The 15210-nt window shown below is 73.0% G+C and carries 13 protein-coding genes and 1 pseudogene; 8 read left to right on the top strand and 6 right to left on the bottom strand.

The features are described 5' to 3' along the window. Positions 1-96: 96 nt before the first annotated feature. From FED44_RS29030 to mdlC, 4 genes and pseudogenes are all read left to right on the top strand, one after another. A pseudogene (locus tag FED44_RS29030) lies at positions 97-1971 on the top strand (amino acid adenylation domain-containing protein); the annotation flags it as partial. Then, a complete protein-coding gene (locus FED44_RS38580) occupies positions 1948-2253 on the top strand; it encodes an AMP-binding enzyme (protein WP_416360977.1) in 306 nt (101 codons plus the stop codon). The pseudogene FED44_RS29030 and the gene FED44_RS38580, both read left to right, overlap by 24 nt. Continuing rightward, entirely contained in the window at positions 2250-3131 is an 882-nt protein-coding gene (locus FED44_RS29025) for a prephenate dehydrogenase dimerization domain-containing protein (RefSeq protein ID WP_138462698.1), read from the top strand. The genes FED44_RS38580 and FED44_RS29025 overlap by 4 nt, the downstream gene beginning before the upstream one ends. A 20-nt stretch (positions 3132-3151) precedes the next feature. Then, complete coding sequence (gene mdlC / locus FED44_RS29020) at positions 3152-4786, top strand: benzoylformate decarboxylase (protein ID WP_208759243.1); 1635 nt, start codon at positions 3152-3154, stop codon at positions 4784-4786. A 2-nt stretch (positions 4787-4788) separates the two neighbouring features. Here mdlC and FED44_RS29015 read toward each other — a convergent pair whose 3' ends face one another. The 6 genes from FED44_RS29015 to FED44_RS28990 form a co-directional block, all read right to left on the bottom strand. After that, entirely contained in the window at positions 4789-5658 is an 870-nt protein-coding gene (locus FED44_RS29015; protein WP_138462697.1) for a TauD/TfdA dioxygenase family protein, read from the bottom strand. 28 nt (positions 5659-5686) lie between these two features. Then, positions 5687-6502, bottom strand: coding sequence for an ABC transporter ATP-binding protein (locus FED44_RS29010; RefSeq protein ID WP_138462696.1), 816 nt, complete (start codon positions 6500-6502; stop codon positions 5687-5689). Beyond that, on the bottom strand, positions 6486-7556 hold the full coding sequence (locus FED44_RS29005; protein WP_138462695.1) for a taurine ABC transporter substrate-binding protein: 1071 nt from the start codon (positions 7554-7556) through the stop codon (positions 6486-6488). The genes FED44_RS29010 and FED44_RS29005 overlap by 17 nt, the downstream gene beginning before the upstream one ends. A gap of 59 nt (positions 7557-7615) precedes the next feature. Further along, positions 7616-8374, bottom strand: a complete 759-nt coding sequence (locus tag FED44_RS29000; RefSeq protein ID WP_244302360.1) for an ABC transporter permease — start codon at positions 8372-8374, stop codon at positions 7616-7618. Positions 8375-8656: 282 nt separating this feature from the next. Further along, the gene (locus FED44_RS28995) at positions 8657-10873 is read right to left on the bottom strand and encodes a M48 family metalloprotease (RefSeq protein ID WP_138462693.1); all 2217 of its coding nucleotides are present in this window, start codon (positions 10871-10873) and stop codon (positions 8657-8659) included. Continuing rightward, on the bottom strand, positions 10870-11355 hold the full coding sequence (locus FED44_RS28990) for a hypothetical protein (protein WP_138462692.1): 486 nt from the start codon (positions 11353-11355) through the stop codon (positions 10870-10872). Before FED44_RS28990 ends, FED44_RS28995 begins: the two co-directional genes overlap by 4 nt. Positions 11356-11818: 463 nt before the next feature. Here FED44_RS28990 and FED44_RS28985 point away from each other — a divergent pair, with 463 nt between their 5' ends. Genes FED44_RS28985 through FED44_RS28970 form a run of 4 tightly spaced genes read left to right on the top strand, consistent with a single transcriptional unit; the run spans position 11819 to position 15208 of the window. Continuing rightward, a complete protein-coding gene (locus FED44_RS28985; protein ID WP_111701487.1) occupies positions 11819-13177 on the top strand; it encodes a DegT/DnrJ/EryC1/StrS family aminotransferase in 1359 nt (452 codons plus the stop codon). After that, positions 13174-14025, top strand: coding sequence for a transketolase (locus FED44_RS28980; RefSeq protein ID WP_111701488.1), 852 nt, complete (start codon positions 13174-13176; stop codon positions 14023-14025). Before FED44_RS28985 ends, FED44_RS28980 begins: the two co-directional genes overlap by 4 nt. Then, on the top strand, positions 14022-15035 hold the full coding sequence (locus FED44_RS28975; RefSeq protein WP_138462691.1) for a transketolase family protein: 1014 nt from the start codon (positions 14022-14024) through the stop codon (positions 15033-15035). The genes FED44_RS28980 and FED44_RS28975 overlap by 4 nt, the downstream gene beginning before the upstream one ends. Then, positions 15032-15208 (top strand): lysine biosynthesis protein LysW, encoded by a 177-nt coding sequence (locus tag FED44_RS28970; protein WP_111701490.1) that lies wholly within the window; start codon positions 15032-15034, stop codon positions 15206-15208. The genes FED44_RS28975 and FED44_RS28970 overlap by 4 nt, the downstream gene beginning before the upstream one ends. The last annotated feature ends 2 nt before the right edge of the window (positions 15209-15210 follow it).

Below are 15210 nucleotides of genomic sequence, written 5' to 3'. Positions count from 1 at the left end.
GGCAGCGCGGGCACACAGGGCGCGGTGCCGGAAAGCACCCTGCCGGAAAGCACCCTGCCGGAAAGCACCCTGCCGGAAGGCGCGGTGCCGGAAGGCATGGTGCCGGAAGGCACGGTGCCGGAAGGCACGGTGCCGGAAGGCACGGTGCCGGAAGGCACGGTGTTTGAAGGCGCGGCGCCGGAGGCCGTCCTGGCGGCGGCCGCGGCGATTCTCCTCGCCCGCCACACGGGCGAGCCCGAGGTGCGCCTGGGGGTCGTCACCCCCCGCCCGGTCGCGCTGACCGTGCTCGTGGACGAGCGCGAACGGGCCGCCGACCTGGTCCGCCGGGTGGCGGAGGACCTCCGCGCCGCGCCGCCCCTCCCGGCCGGCGTGGTCGCCCGCGTCGCCGTCGCGGGAGGGCGCCGGGAAGCGGCGGAGCCCGGCGCCGTCGTGTCCGTGCCGCACGAACTGGTCGTGCGGTGGTCGGACGGCGGGCTGTGCCTCGACCACGACACCGGCCTGTTCGACCCCGAGGTGGTCGCCGCCCTCGCCGACCGGCTGCTCGCGGTCCTCGGGGAGATCGCCGAGGACCGCCCGGTACGCGACGTCGCCGCGCTCACCACCGCCGAGCGCGCGGCGATCGCCACCTGGTCCGGCGGCGAGCCGCAGCCGGTGGAGGACGTCTGCCTGCACACGCTCATCGAGCGCCGGGCTGCGGCCGAGCCCGCGCGTACGGCGCTCGTCTGCGGCGACGTCACGCTCACCTACGGCGAGCTGAACGCCCGGGCCAACCGGCTCGGGCGGCGCCTGCGCGCGGCCGGCGCCGGCCCCGGCGACCTCGTCGCGGTCTTCGCCGGCCGCGCCGCCGAGTCGGTCGTCGCGATGCTCGCCGTGCTCAAGTCCGGCGCGGCCTACGTGCCGATCGAGCCGTCCCAGCCCGCCGACCGCATCCGCCGCATCCTCGCCGACTCCGGCGTGCGGCTCGCGGTCGGCCGGCCGACCGGCGATGGCGCAGCCGCCTCCCCCGGCGAGTCCCTTGAGGAGTCTCCGGGCGAGTCTCCCGACGGCTCCCCTGCCGAAGCCCCCCTCGCCTTCCCGGCCGGGTTCCCGGGCGTACGCCTGCTGGACCCGGACGGCCCGGGCGCGGGCACCGGCCAGGACCCCGATCGGGGGGACGACCTGGATGTGCCGGTGCGCACGGCCGACCTGGCCTACGTCATCTACACGTCCGGGTCCACCGGCGTGCCGAAGGGCGTGGCGGTCAGCCACCGGGCGATCGTGGTGTCCACGCACGCCCGCGGCGTGGGCGGCCCGCCGCCCGAGTGCGACCTGGTCACCATGCCGCTGTGCTTCGACGGCGCCGCGGGCGGCCTCTACTGGACGCTCACCGGCGGCGGGACGGCGGTGCTGCCGACCGAGACCGAGGCGCGTGACCCGCTGGCCCTGCGCGCCCTGCTGCGGCGGGTGCCGATCACCCACATCCACTCCGTCCCGTCGCACTACGGGCTCGTCCTGGAGGCGGCCGGGGAGGAGTGCCTGAGCCGGCTGCGGCTGGTCTCGGTGGGCGGCGAGCCGATGCCGCCCCGGCTGGTCGCGCGCCACCTGCTCACCTGCCCGGACGCCGTGCTGCTCAACGACTACGGGCCCACCGAGTGCGCGGTGTGGGCCACCGCCCACCACTGCGGCATCGCCGACGCCGCGGACGGGCGGATCCCGATCGGCGGGCCGCTGCCCAACTACCGGGTCGAGGTCCTGGACGCCGGGCTCCGGCCGGCGCCCCCGGGGGTGATCGGCGAGATCTGCGTCTCGGGCCCGGCCCTGGCGCGGGGTTACCACCGGCGTCCCGGCCTCACCGCGGCGCGGTTCCTGCCCGACCCCAGGGGCGGCGGGCGGATCTACCGCACCGGCGACCGCGGGTTCTGGTCACCCGGCGGTGAGCTGCACATCGCCGGCCGCACCGACAGCCAGGTGAAGATCAGGGGCTTCCGGGTGGAACTCGGGGAGATCGAGGCGGCCGTGGCGGGGCATCCGTCCGTCACCGGCTGCTTCGTCACCCTGCGGACGCCACCCGGCGGGGCGGAGCAGGTGATCGCCTTCGTCGCCGCGAGCGGCGCCCCGCCCACCGAGGACGAACTCCGCGCGGTCGCGGCGGCCACGCTCCCCGCGTACATGCGGCCCGACCGGTACGTCGTCCTCGCCGAACTGCCGCGCAACCGGAACGGGAAGATCGACGTGGCCGCGCTGCGCGCCGGTGAGCCGGTGGAGTCCCGATGACGACGGTCGTGGTCGGCGGCGCGGGCGAGGTGGGCGGGCTGCTCGCCCGCCTGCGGCTCCCGGACGGCCCGGTGGTGTGCGCGGACGTGCGGGCGGCGGAGATCCCCGGCACGGCGGTCATCGTCGCGGACGCGTGCCGCCCGTCGGCGGACCTGCTCGGCGTGCTGCGGCGGGCCGACACGGTGGTCTTCGCGCTGCCCGAGCAGGTCGCCGTCCCGGCCGTCGCCGCCTGCGCGCCGGCCGTACGGCCGGGGGCGCTGCTGGTCGAGACCCTGTCGGTCAAGGAGGCCGTCACGCCCGCTCTCGCCAGCGCGGCGGCCTCCCGGGGTGCGGAGGCGTGCGGGCTCAACCCGATGTTCGCGCCCGCGCTGGGCTGGCAGGGCAACGCCGTGGCCGCCGTACGCGTGGCGGACGGCCCGCGCACCGCCGCGCTGCTCGGCTCGATCACCGCCGCCGGAGCCCGCGTCGTCGAGCTGACCGCCGGGGAGCACGACCGCGTCACGGCGGTCCTCCAGGCGGCCACGCACGCCGCCGTGCTGGCCTTCGGGCAGGCGGTCGTCGCGGGCGGCGCGGACGCCGAGGCGCTGCTCGCCCTGGCCCCGCCCCCGCACCTGACCATGCTCGCCGTCCTGGCCCGGATCACCGGCGGCAACCCCGAGGTCTACTGGGACATCCAGGTGGCCAACCCGCACGCCGCCGCGGCGAGGGCGGCGCTGCGCGAGGCCGTCGCCACGATCGACACGCTCGCCTCCACGGGCGACCGCGACGGATTCGACACGCTGCTGCACGGTGTCGAGAAACATCTCGGCGACCGGGCGCCGCTACTCCGGGGATATTGCGCCCGGCTTTTCACCATGCGGCTTTCCGCCCGTTCCTGAGATTTTGGGAGGCGTTTCCCGTGAATTCGATCGCGAGCGACAGGACGGTCCGGGACGCCACCCGCCGGCTGCTCCGGCAACTCGGCCTGACCACCGTTTTCGGAAATCCCGGAACCACCGAGGTCGCATTTCTCACCGACTGGCCGGACGATTTCCGCTACGTGCTCGGGCTGCACGAATCGGTGGTCGTCGCCATGGCCGACGGCTACGCCCAGGCGACCAGGCGGCCGGTGCTGGTGAACCTGCACAGCGCGGGCGGCCTCGGCCACGGCCTCGGGCAGGTGTTCAACGCCGCGCGCGGCCACGCCCCGCTGATCGTGATGGCCGGCCAGCAGAGCAGGACGCTGCTGCGCGGCGACCCGTTCCTCGGCGCCACCGACGCCACCGCCTTCCCCCGGCCGTACGTCAAGTGGAGTTGCGAGCCCGCCCGGCCGCAGGATGTGCCCGCGGCGATCGCCCGCGCCTACCACGTGGCGTCCCAGGCCCCGCGGGGCCCGGTCTTCATCTCCGTTCCGGCGGACGACTGGGACGCGGAGGCGGGTGCGCCGGTCGCCGCGCGTCCGGCGATCCCCGGCTTCGGCCCCGACCCCGCCGCCCTCGCGGCGCTGGCCCGGGCCCTGCACGGCAGCGTACGGCCGGGCATCGTGGCCGGGCCCGGCGTGGACGCGGACGGCGCGGTCGCGGACCTCGTCGCCCTCGCGGAACGCGTCGGGGCGGGCGTCTGGGCCGCGCCGGTCTCGCCCCGGTGCTCCTTCCCCGAGGACCATCCCCTCTTCCTGGGCTTCCTCGACGCGGAGAAGCGCGCCACCGCCGCGGCGCTGGCCCGGCACGACCTGGTCGTGGTGATCGGCGCCCCGGCCTTCACCTACCACGTCTACCGTGGCGAGGCCGAGGTCCCGCTGCCCCCGCTCTTCGTGGTCAGCGACGACGAGCAGGTGCTGGCCAGGGCGGACACGGGCCCCGGCATCAGGGCGACGCCGCTGCTCGCCCTCCGGGCGCTGGACGAGGCTCTCGGCAGTGCCGCGAACGGTGCGCCGGTCCGCCGGGCGCGCGTGACCGGCAGGGCGGCCCCGCCCGTCCTCGCCCGGCCGGCGGGACCGGCGGACGGGATGATCACCGCGGCGGAGGTCTACGCCACGCTCGCCGAACTGCTGCCCGCCGACGCGATCGTGGTGGAGGAGACGCCCAGCCACCGCAGCGTGCTGCACGACCACCTGCCGATCACCGCGACCGACACGGGGTTCCTCACCACCGCGAGCGGCGCGCTCGGTTACGGGCTCCCGGCCGCGGTCGGTGCCGCACTGGCCAGGCCGGGCCGCAGGGTGGTCGCGGTGCTCGGCGACGGGTCGGCCATGTTCGGCATCCAGGCCCTGTGGACCGCGGCGCGCGAGCGGACGCCGGTGACCTTCGTGATCCTGGACAACACGCGGTACGCGGCGGTGCGGCTGCTCGGCGAGGCGTCCGGCGGCACGGGCATCCCCGGTGTCGACCTCGGCGGGCTCGACTTCGTCGCGCTCGCCCAGGGAATGGGCTGCGCGGCCCGGTACGTGTCCGAGCCCGCCGAGGTGAAGGGCGCGCTCGCCGCCGCGCTCGCCGACGACCGGCCGCATCTGCTGCACGTGCGCACCGACCCCGCTCCGCCGCGCATGTACTGAGCTCAGGAACGTCGTCCGGGGCCGAAGGGACGGTCGCCGCGCAGGGTGATCCGGTGCATCACCCGGTGGGCGTCGCCGTAGTCCCGGTTGGCGTAGTGGGCCGTGCTCCGGTTGTCCCACATGGCGACGTCGCCGGCCCTCCAGCGGTGCCGGACGATGTGCTCGGGCTTGGTGAGGTGGGCGTAGAGCAGGTCCAGGATGGCCCGGCTCTCCGCCTCGGACACGCCGACGATGTGGGAGGTGAAACCGGGGTTGACGAAGATGCCCTTGCGGCCGGTCTCGGGGTGGACGCGGACCACCGGGTGCTCCACCGGGTCGAGGCGGGTGACGACCTCGCCGTCCCAGACGCTGCCCCTGCCGGACCGGCGCTGGGCGAGGTAGTAGCCGAACTCGCGGTTGCCGTCGTGCACCGCGGTGAGCTGGTCGGCGAGCTCCCGCACCGGGGCGGACAGGGAGTCGTAGGCGAGCTGGCTGTCGGCCCAGCTGGTGTCGCCGCCGGTGTGTGGGAGGACCACCGCGCGCAGGATCGAGCCGAGCGGCGGGCGGGGCATGAACGTGACGTCGGTGTGCCAGACGTCGGCGAAGCCGTTGTCGGCGCTGTCGAGTGCGTAGATCTCGGGATGCGCCTCGTCGACTCCCCCGACGACCGGGTGGGAGGCGGTCAGCTCGCCGAGACGGCGGCCGAGCGCCACCTGCCCGTCCTCGTCCAGGATCTGGCCGCCGAAGAACAGCACCTTGCGTTCCACGAGGGCGGCGCGCACCGCGGCCAGCTCCTCGTCGGTGGCGTGTGCCAGGTCCAGCCCTTCGACCTCCGACCCGAAGTGGGGGCCGAGCGGTCGCAGGTCCAGCTTGACGGCGGTCGATGTGGTCATCTCGTTCTCCTCGGGTGACGGCTGTGCTTCAGGCGGCGGCGGCGCGTACGGCGTGGCCGACCTCGGCGCGGAGCGCGGCGTATTCGGGCAGGGCGCGCAGTTCGTCGGGTTCGATCCCGGTGCGTGGAAGGCCGACCTCCAGGTCGAGCGCGATCCGGCCCGGCCGGCGGGTGAGCACGACGACCCGGCTGCCGAGGAACACGGCCTCCTCGACGCTGTGGGTGACGAACACCGACGTGCGGCCGGTCTGCGCGCTCACCCGGCGCAGGTCCTCCTGGAGGCGCTCGCGGGTGAGCGCGTCGAGGGCGGCGAACGGCTCGTCGAGCAGCAGCAGCGGGTCGTCGCCGGCGAGCGCCCTGGCGATCGCCACCCGCTGCTGCTGCCCTCCCGAGATCTGCCAGATCCGGCGGTCCGCCACGTCGTGCAGGCCGACCCGTTCCAGCAGTTCCGGCACGCGGCGGGCGCGCTCCGCGCGCGACACCCCGGCGTACCGCAGGGCCAGTTCGACGTTGCCGCCCACGGTCTTCCACGGGAACAGCCGGGGCTGCTGGAAGACGATCCCGGCGCCCCTGCCGGGGACGGGCTCGGCGCCCCCGGTGAGCACGGTGCCGGAGGTGGGCTTCTCGAAGCCCGCGACGAGGCGCAGCAGCGTGCTCTTGCCGCATCCGGAGGCGCCGACGAGCACGAGGAAGGTCCCGGACGGGACGGTGAGGGAGATCGGTCCCAGGGCGGCGACGGGGCCTCCCGCGCCGTCGTAGACGTGCCCGACCTCGTGCAGGCGCACGGCGGCGGCGTCCTCGTCCGCCACGGCGGGGGCGGCGGCCGGGTCAGGGCGCGAGGACACCGGGAAGCCCTTCGGTGTAGACGGCCTTCTCGACCGTGGCGAGGTCGGGCACCGAGTCGATCTTCTGCTGGTCCTTGAGGAACTGCGCCGCGCTCACCAGGTTCTTGGCCAGGCCGCCGACCTGGCCGGGCGTGCCGAGCCACTCCGGCGAGGACAGGTCGGCCGGCTTGAGGAACACGCCCTGGCTGAGCTGCGCCTTGGCGTCGTCCTTGCCGAGGTTGAGCTCCGCGCCCACCGCCTGGGCGGCGGTGTCGGGGTCGTTCGCGATGAGGTCGAGCGCACTGGCCTCGGCCTTGCGCCAGGCGTCGACGGCGTCGGGGTGCGCCTTGACGAACGCCGTCGACACCACGCCGAGGTCGAGGGTCGGCTTGCCCGCCGTCGCCAGTTCGCGGCTGGTGACGAGCGTCTTACCGGTCTTCTTGATCTCGTCCAGCGTCGGCAGCCAGACGTAGGCGGCGTCGATGTCCCCGCGCGTCCAGGACGCCACGATGTCCTGCGGCTCCAGGTCGACGAGGTTCACCGCCGACTCCGGCACCCCCGCCTTATCGAGGGCGGCGAGCAGGCTGTAGTGAGCCGTCGAGGCGAACGGCGTGGCCACCTTCTTGCCGCGCAGGTCCGCCACCGAGGAGACGCCGCTGCCGTCGCGGGCGACCAGGGCCTCGTTGTCGCCCGCCACGTCGAGCACGAACGCCACCTGATAGGGGATGTTCAGCGGCTGGGACAGCCCGCGGGCGACCGGGCTCGACCCGATGGCCGCGATGTCCACGCTCTTGGCCACGAAGGCGGTGTTGATGCTGGCGCCCGAGTCGAACTTGGTCCACTTGATCGTGTAGCCGGGCAGCGCCTGCTCCAGCCACCCCTTGTTCTTCACGATGAGGTCCCCGCTGGGAAACGCCTGGTAGGCGATGCGGATGGTGCGCTCCGTCGTATCGCCGCCGCCACCTCCGCCGGACGCGGTGCCGTTGCCGCACGCGGTCAGGACAGCGGCCGTCACTACGGCCGTCGCGGCGGCCAGGACGATGGTGGACAGGCGCGCGGGGCGTGGTCGTGGCATGGCGAAAGGTTCCTTCTGCAGGTTGGGGGGCTTCATGGGAGTTCGGGTGGACGCGGTGGTCAGGTCCGGCCGCGCCAGGGGATGAGCCGGGTCTCGGCGGCGCGCAGCAGGCCGTCGATCAGCAGTCCGGACAGGCCGATGGCGAGCAGCCCGAGCACCACGACGTCGGTCTGCAGGTAACGCTGGGCGTCGCGGACCATCCCCCCGATGCCGGGCACGCCGTTGACCGTCTCCGCCGCGACGACCGAGGAGTACGCGACCCCGACGGCCAGCCGGACACCGGTGAAGATCTCGGGTAGCGCGCTGGGCAGCACCACGTCCCTGATCACGTTCCACCGGGAGGCGCCCAGCGCCCTGGCCGCCTCGACCAGGCCGGTCGGGGCGCCGTGGACGGCCGCGGCGGTGGCCACGGCGACCGGTGGGAGCGCGGCGATGGCGAGCAGCCACAGCTTGGGCGTCTCGTCGATGCCGAACCAGATGATCAGCAGGCTGAAGTAGGCCAGCGGAGGCAGCGCCCGTACGAAGGTCACGACCGGCTCGGCCACGAGACGGATCCACGGCACGGCGCCCAGGACGACGCCGATGACGAGCCCCGCCGCCACGCCGAGCGCCGAGCCGACGAGGATGCGGCGGAGGCTGATGCCCAGGTGCTCGGCGAGCAGGTGACCGCTGTAGCCGCGGACGCCGTCGTGGGTGGTGGACAGCAGGACGAGCTGGTCCCACACCGCCCGGGGCGCTGGGACGAACGACGGGTTGCCCGCGGCGGCGGCCGCGAGCTGCCAGAGCGCGAGCAGCGCCAGGAGCGAAAGGACCCGCACGCCGATCCGGCGGGTCCCGCGACCCCGCCGGAACGGCGTCGCGGTGGCGGGCGCCCCGTCAGGGAGCCCGCCCGCCACGGGAGGCCCGCCCACGGGGGCGGGAGAAAGCGATCTTGAGGGGGAAGACGTCACGGTGGTCGCTCCGAAGGTCGGGGCACGTCGGGCCGCTCGGGGCCGGCCCCGATGCCAGAGACACAGGTATTTCCTACCAAATTTACAGGTTTTTGGCAATCGGGAGGCCCCGGGGACCATCTCTGGGCAGATCACACCACCCCCGGTGGCCTAGGGTGCCGGGGTGCGGCGGAGGCGGCGGGGGCCTACGGCCGCTGTCACCAGTGCCACCAGAGAGGCGAGCTCGATGCCCTCGGCGAATACGGACAGCATCCAACTCAGGTACATCGGCGAGTCCCACACCGCGGAGCTGAGAACGGGCATGGCGGAACGGCCGTACGCGACCGTGGCGATGCCCGCCGCCATGTGGAAGACGACGCTCTCACCGATCACCACGACCAGCCCTGCGACAGAGGCGCCGACGATACCCCAGAGCACGGAAGAGTCCCTGGCGCGAGCCGTGACGATCACTGACGTCAGCGCCATCGTCGCCAAGTAGAACGCCTCCATGCCGTAGAAACGCATGAAAGAAGCGACCACGTCGCGGGCCGTCAAGAGGCCCACAAGAAAGCCGGCGAACTCGAGCAGAAGCGCGAAGCACGTGACGACGAGACCACTCCTGATCGCGGTTCCTCCCTCCCCCGGCAGCGGAGAGGCGCTCCGCCAGCCGGGCGGCAACGGATCGAGCGTGAGCCATGACGGGGCGGGCCGCGACGGGAGACGACGCGCGAGGACGGTTCCGACGAGCGGATGCACCGCGATGGTCAGCAAGGTGAGAATCCTGAGCGCCTCCGGTGCGGTGATGAGGACGACCACGGCCTCGACGAAGAACACCGATGTCTGCGGAAGCCCCGGGAACAGAAGCGCCTGTGCCTGCCCCGCGATCGAAGCCAGCGGCAGAGCGTAGACGAACCCGATGCCCAGTAGGACCGCCGCGACGGCCAGGGTCGTCACGACGACGAGGGCGGGGCGGCGCGCGGCGGCGGCCACCGGCATCCAGGCCCGAGCCACCATCGCCATCCAGCGGACGAACAGCCAGACCCCGAGGAACAACAGCACGCACCAGGGGAGGATGGCGCCGATCGACGATCGCCCGAGCAGATCCTCGGACGCGGGCCAGGCCGGAGAGACTGTCCCGCCCACCGCGAGACCGAGGCCGAGCCCCAGGCCCACCCGGTTGACGCGTGTCGGATCACCCAGCACGTACGCGGCGATCTCCATGCGCCAGATCCCGAGCCCGACTCCGGTCGCGAGCAGAACGGCGAAGACCCAGAAGGCCGTTTTCCCCTCGAACACCGTCTCGCCGATGTCCTGAACGAGGCTGATGGCCAGTCCCATGGTCAGCGACTCACCGAAACCCATCCTCAGCAGCGCGGATGTGTCGGCCAGAGCCAGAAGCCGGTCGCGGGTCGCGGGATGCGACCCCAGCGAGTGACGTAGCCGTCCGATCCGGACGCCCGCGTGCGGAGCGAACAGTCGGGCCAGGTCGTCGGGGCCGCCGCTCCACTGCGCCGCGCGAGCGTCCGCGTGCAGCTCGCGGCTGCGCAGCACGGCGTTGCCGGCCAGCAGCAGATAGACCGCCAGCACGACCAGTTGCCCGGCCAACGTCGCGGCGAAGCCGTATGAGGGGCGGAGCCGGGCCTCGGCCGGCAATCTCAGAAAAGAGAACAGGTCGGGAGCGAGGATCAGGACCAGGAAGACCCGCCACGCCGAGATCGTGATGAATCCAAGGTCCACGTCACGATTGCGGAGATGGGCGAGTTCGTGCAGGACGACCGCCCGGAAGACCGGTCTGTCGGAGACGAACGTGGCCAGCAGTCCGCCGCTGAGCAGGATGTGCCGCCGCCCCGGTCGTCCGAAGGCGAGGCCGGAGATCCGCGGGTCGAGGTAGTCGACCACGAACGTGACACGGGTGCCGACTCCGGCGACCCGCCGCAACTCGGCGAGGTATCCGGGGAGTTCCGGCATCTCGGCGACAGGCAGCGGGCGGAGGCGCCGGCGCCGCAGCCGCCAGAGCGGTATCGCCCACCACATGGCCAGCACGACCAGCCAGTACACCGCGAGCACCCGAAGGCCCGGTGCCGGATTCGCCGCCGCCCCTTCCGGGCAGCTCCCGTGCAACCGGTACGTGTCCGTGTCGAACAGGTTCACCGGTGTGCCGGCTCGCCGGGTGGCCTCGTTCACCAGGTTCCGGAAGCAGGTCAGGCCCGCGTAGTCGCCCGTCGGCCTCTCGCCCATCCCCGGAACCGTCGACGGGCCGTACGTCAATGTGATCATCGAGATCACGACGACGAGCAGGGCGAATCGCGAGGTGGTGGCGGAAGGGACGGCGAACGGACTGGGCCGGGCGTCAGCCGTCGCCGCCGCGGACTCCGCGGCCGGCCTCACGGGTCGCTGGTCGGCCCGGCCAACGCTGAGACGATGCCGTCGGCTATCCGTGCCGCCTGCTCGTCGGACGCGCGCAGTTCCAGCGCCCGCCGGTATGCCAGCTCGCGGAGCGCCGCGAGCTGCTCCTGATCGAGGCTCGGCAACGGCTCGGCGGACTGCCGCGACCTGCGTGCGAACCTGCGCCTGAGCACGCGACCAACCCGCGATGCCGACGAACTCACCAGTCGTTCGGCATGGCGCGTGGTGATCTCCTTCAGCACGTCGACGGTCACGGTGAGCGCGATGGTGCTGACGACGGTGACCGCGGTCTCCAGGCCGAAGCCGAGTGGTTCGCTCCGCCTGAACGCCCGCCCGGCCCGCCCGGGCGCCGCGAAGAAGGCATCCGATGTGACCTCGAACAAGGGCAGTTCGCCAGGAGCGGCGTGGGCGACCGCATGACGCGCCAGCACCGTCGCCAACTGTCGATCGATCTCGCGGACCACGGCACCTCCTGGACACGCCTGAGTCGTCAGGCCATCGTCGAGCGTGATTCCGGTATCCCCCGTAATTCTATGCCGACCGGCGCATCTCGACCGAGGTCTTCAATCCCCTCTGGGACGCAATCACGCGATTCACGGCTTTCACCGCGGTTCCGGAGGTGACCTCCAGCGGTGATTCCGGGCGCCGGCGCCAGGGCGCGGCCTTTCCGGACCACCACAAGTGCGCCATCCGGACGGCCGCGGCCACACGGCCGGCGCGTACCGCGTGCCATTCTCCCCTGCGCCGCCCACGCCGGGCGTAGCCGTCCGCATCGCTATTTCTCTTGCCGAGAGAAATATCAGCTCGAATCAATACCGCGGCGAGAGAAAAGCCGTGCCATTTCAATACCGCCGCGAGAGACGGGATGATTAGCGTGGTCTCCGCCTGACGCCCGAATAAGGGAAATGGTGCGGCAGAAGGAGAGAAATGAAGGCCGATCTGGCGATGTTCGGCGGCAAGCCCGCGGTCCGGCCGGAATACCGCAGACTGGAATGGCCGGTGGTGACGCAGGCTGATCGAGACGCCGTACTCCGCGTGCTCGACCACGGGAAATTCACCGTGGGCGCGAAGGAAGAGCCCGAGATCAGCGGGCTGGAAAGCGAATGGGCCGAGTTCTGCGACACCCGTCACGCGGTGTCGGTCAACAGCGGCACGGTGGCGCTGGAGTTGGCGCTGACCGCGCTCGGCATCGGTCCCGGCGACGAGGTGATCGTGCCGGCCCTGAGCTACGTCGCGACCGCGATGGCTCCCCTCTACCAGCTCGCCGTCCCCGTGTTCGTGGACATCGACCCCGTGTCGTTCAACATCGACGTCACGCAGATCGAGGCGAAGATCACGAACCGTACGCGCGCGATCATCCCGGTGCATCTCGGCGGCCTGCCGGCCGACATGGACGAGATCCTGGCGCTGGCGCGCAAGTACGACCTCTACGTCATCGAGGACGCGGTCCAGGCCCAGGGAGGCAAGTACCGCGGCCGTACGGCGGGCTCGATCGGTGACGTCGGCTGCTTCAGCCTCAACGTGGAGAAGAGCATCCCGACCTGCGGGGAGGGCGGGCTGATCGTCACCGACGACGAGCGGGTCGCCGAGCGCTGCCGCAGCCTGCGCATCCTGGGCGAGGACCTGAGCACGGAGGAGCGCCTCTACGTCTCCGCCACGCGGGGGTCGAACCTCAAGCTCAGCGCGGTCCTCGCCGCCTTCACCCGGGCCCAGCTCGACCGCTTCTGGGACTACCAGGTGCGGCGTGAGCAGAACATCCCGGTGTTCCTGAACCGGCTCGCCGAGCTGCCCGGCATCGTCCTCCCCTCCGTGCCGGACGACCGCACCCACATGTGGCACATGCTGCGCTTCCGCTTCGACCCGGAGGCCGCGGGGCTGGACGGCATCACGCCCGGCCAGTTCCGGCAGGCGCTGCGCCGCGCGCTGCTGGCCGAGGGCGTGCCGCTGACGCACTACCAGATCATCCCGCTGCCCGGTCAGCCGGTGTTCCAGGAGCAGGACGCGTACGGCCGGGGCTACCCCTGGTCGCTGCCGGGGGTCAACCCCCAGCGTTACGACCTGGCCGACTACCCGGTGACCTGCGCCGTCATCGAGGACTCCCTGTGCCTGCGGCGCATGCACCTCAACCCGGACGCCGGGCCGGCGCTGGAGGAGTACGCCGACGCCTTCCAGCGGGTCTGGGAGAACCTCGACGTGATCGGCCGCTTCGCGCGGTCCGCGCCGTACGCCCCGCCGTGGGCGGCGGTGAAGGGCGTCGGTCACGCGCACGCCGGAGCGGCCGCATGACCGTCGAGACCGTCGCGCGGAGCCCCGAGGGCGCCGTCGACCCGGCCGCGTTGTCCCGCACCGCCCTGGCGGTGCGGGAGCACGTGCTGGCCATCGGCGCCGGGGCCGTCGGCACCCACATAGGGGGGTCGCTGTCGGCCGCGGACATCCTCGTCGCGCTGTACTTCGAGGTCCTGCGGGTGCGCCCGCAGGAGCCCCGCTGGTCCGGGCGCGACTACTTCGTGCTGAGCAAGGGGCACGCCAGCGCCGCGCTGTACTCCACGCTGGCCGAGCGCGGCTTCTTCCCGCGCTCGGAGCTGGCGAGCTACGGCCACCCCGACGGCAGGCTCATGGCCCACCCCACCCCCGCGGTCCCGGGGGTGGAGTTCGCCACCGGGTCGCTCGGCCACGGCCTGTCCCTCGCCGTCGGCCTGGCGCTCGCGGCCAAGCGGGCCGGGCGCGCCAACCGCGTGTTCGTCCTGCTCGGCGATGGCGAACTGCAGGAGGGCACGGTGTGGGAGGCCGCGATGTCGGCGGCGCACTACCGGCTGGACAACCTCACCGCGGTGATCGACCGGAACCGGTTGCAGATCAACGGCTCGACAGAGGACCGGATGCGGCTGGAGCCCCTGGCCGACCGGTGGCGCGCGTTCGGCTGGCAGGTGTCGCACGCCGACGGGCACGACTTCGCCGAACTGGTGCCGGCCCTGCGCACCCCGCCCGCGCCGGGAGGCCCGGCCGTGCTCATCGCGGACACCGTGAAGGGCCGGGGGGTGCGTCACCTGGAGCACCGCAAGCAGAGTCACTTCGCCAAGCTGGGCCCCGACGCGTACGAGCGGGCCCTGGCCGCGCTGCGAGCCGCGGCATGACCACCACGCGCGAGCGCGGCGCCCCGGCCCGGGCGCCGGCGCCCGACTCCGACCGCGCCGCCTACCGGGCCACGCTGCTGGAGCTGGCCCGGGCGGACGGCCGCGTCTGGTGTCTGGACTCCGACATGGGCGGGCTGGAGCGGCAGTTCGAGGCCGAACTGCCGGGCCAGTACGTCGACCTGGGCATCGCCGAGGCCAACCTGATCACCGTGGCGGCGGCCGTGGCGAGCACCGGCGTCCTGCCGTTCGTCAACACGATGGCGGCCTTCGCCTCGGCGCGGGCCCTGGAACAAGTCAAGATCGACGTCGCCTACCACGCGCTTCCGGTGCGGATCGTCGGCACCCACTCCGGGCTGTCCGCCGCCCACCTCGGCCCCACGCACCACGCCCAGCAGGACCTCGCGATCATGCGGGGCCTGCCGAACATGACCGTGATGACGCCCGCGGACCCCGCGGAGACCGTCCGCATGGTACGGGCCTCCGCCTACCTGCCGGGACCGGTCTACATCAGGCTCGGCCGCAACCCGACCCCTCCGGTCTACACGGATGACGCCGACTTCACCGTGGGCCGGGCGGTACGGCTGCGCACGGGCGGCGACGTGACGATCGTGGCCGCGGGCGCCCTCCCCGTACGGTTCGCGCTCGACGCGGCGCGCAGGCTCGCCGCGGCGGGGATCGAGGCGTGCGTGCTGAACATGCACACGATCAAGCCGCTGGACGTCGCCGCCCTGGTGGAGGCGGCGGAGACGACCGCGGGCGTCGTAACCGTCGAGGACCACTCCGTGCTCGGCGGGCTCGGCGGCGCGGTCGCCGAGACCCTGGCCGAGCACCGGCCGGCGCGGGTGGTGCGCGTGGGCGTCGGCGACGCGTTCTGCTCCCGGCCCGGCAGTCACGAGGAACAGCTCGCGCAGTGCGGCGTGTCGCGGGACCACGTGGTCCGCGCGGCCGAGTCCGTCCTGCGTGGTCGTCCGGATGTTCGCATCAGCACCGAACAAGGAGAGTCTCCATGACCGTCGCAGTGAGCACCTGTCCCGACTGCACCGAGGCCGTACCGACGTCCTCGGACCTGCGGGTGACCTCGATCGTCGTATGCCCGGCCTGCCAGGCGGAGCTCGAGGTCATCGCCCTCGACCCCGCCGAGTTCGCGCTCGCGCCGGAGATCGAGGAAGACTTCGGGGAGTAGAA

The sequence above is a fragment of the Microbispora triticiradicis genome (assembly GCF_005864065.1).
Classification (GTDB): domain Bacteria; phylum Actinomycetota; class Actinomycetes; order Streptosporangiales; family Streptosporangiaceae; genus Microbispora; species Microbispora triticiradicis.
Note: the sequence above shows the minus strand (reverse complement) of the source record. Positions and strands in the feature narration are given on the sequence as shown.

Bases quoted from the DNA above. Each gene is read 5' to 3' on its own strand.
- FED44_RS28970 (WP_111701490.1), top strand. From the start codon at position 15,032: ATGACCGTCGCAGTGAGCACCTGTCCCGACTGCACCGAGGCCGTACCG.
- FED44_RS29005 (WP_138462695.1), bottom strand. From the start codon at position 7,556: ATGCCACGACCACGCCCCGCGCGCCTGTCCACCATCGTCCTGGCCGCC.
- FED44_RS28980 (WP_111701488.1), top strand. From the start codon at position 13,174: ATGACCGTCGAGACCGTCGCGCGGAGCCCCGAGGGCGCCGTCGACCCG.
- FED44_RS28985 (WP_111701487.1), top strand. From the start codon at position 11,819: ATGAAGGCCGATCTGGCGATGTTCGGCGGCAAGCCCGCGGTCCGGCCG.
- FED44_RS29015 (WP_138462697.1), bottom strand. From the start codon at position 5,658: ATGACCACATCGACCGCCGTCAAGCTGGACCTGCGACCGCTCGGCCCC.
- FED44_RS28975 (WP_138462691.1), top strand. From the start codon at position 14,022: ATGACCACCACGCGCGAGCGCGGCGCCCCGGCCCGGGCGCCGGCGCCC.
- FED44_RS29025 (WP_138462698.1), top strand. From the start codon at position 2,250: ATGACGACGGTCGTGGTCGGCGGCGCGGGCGAGGTGGGCGGGCTGCTC.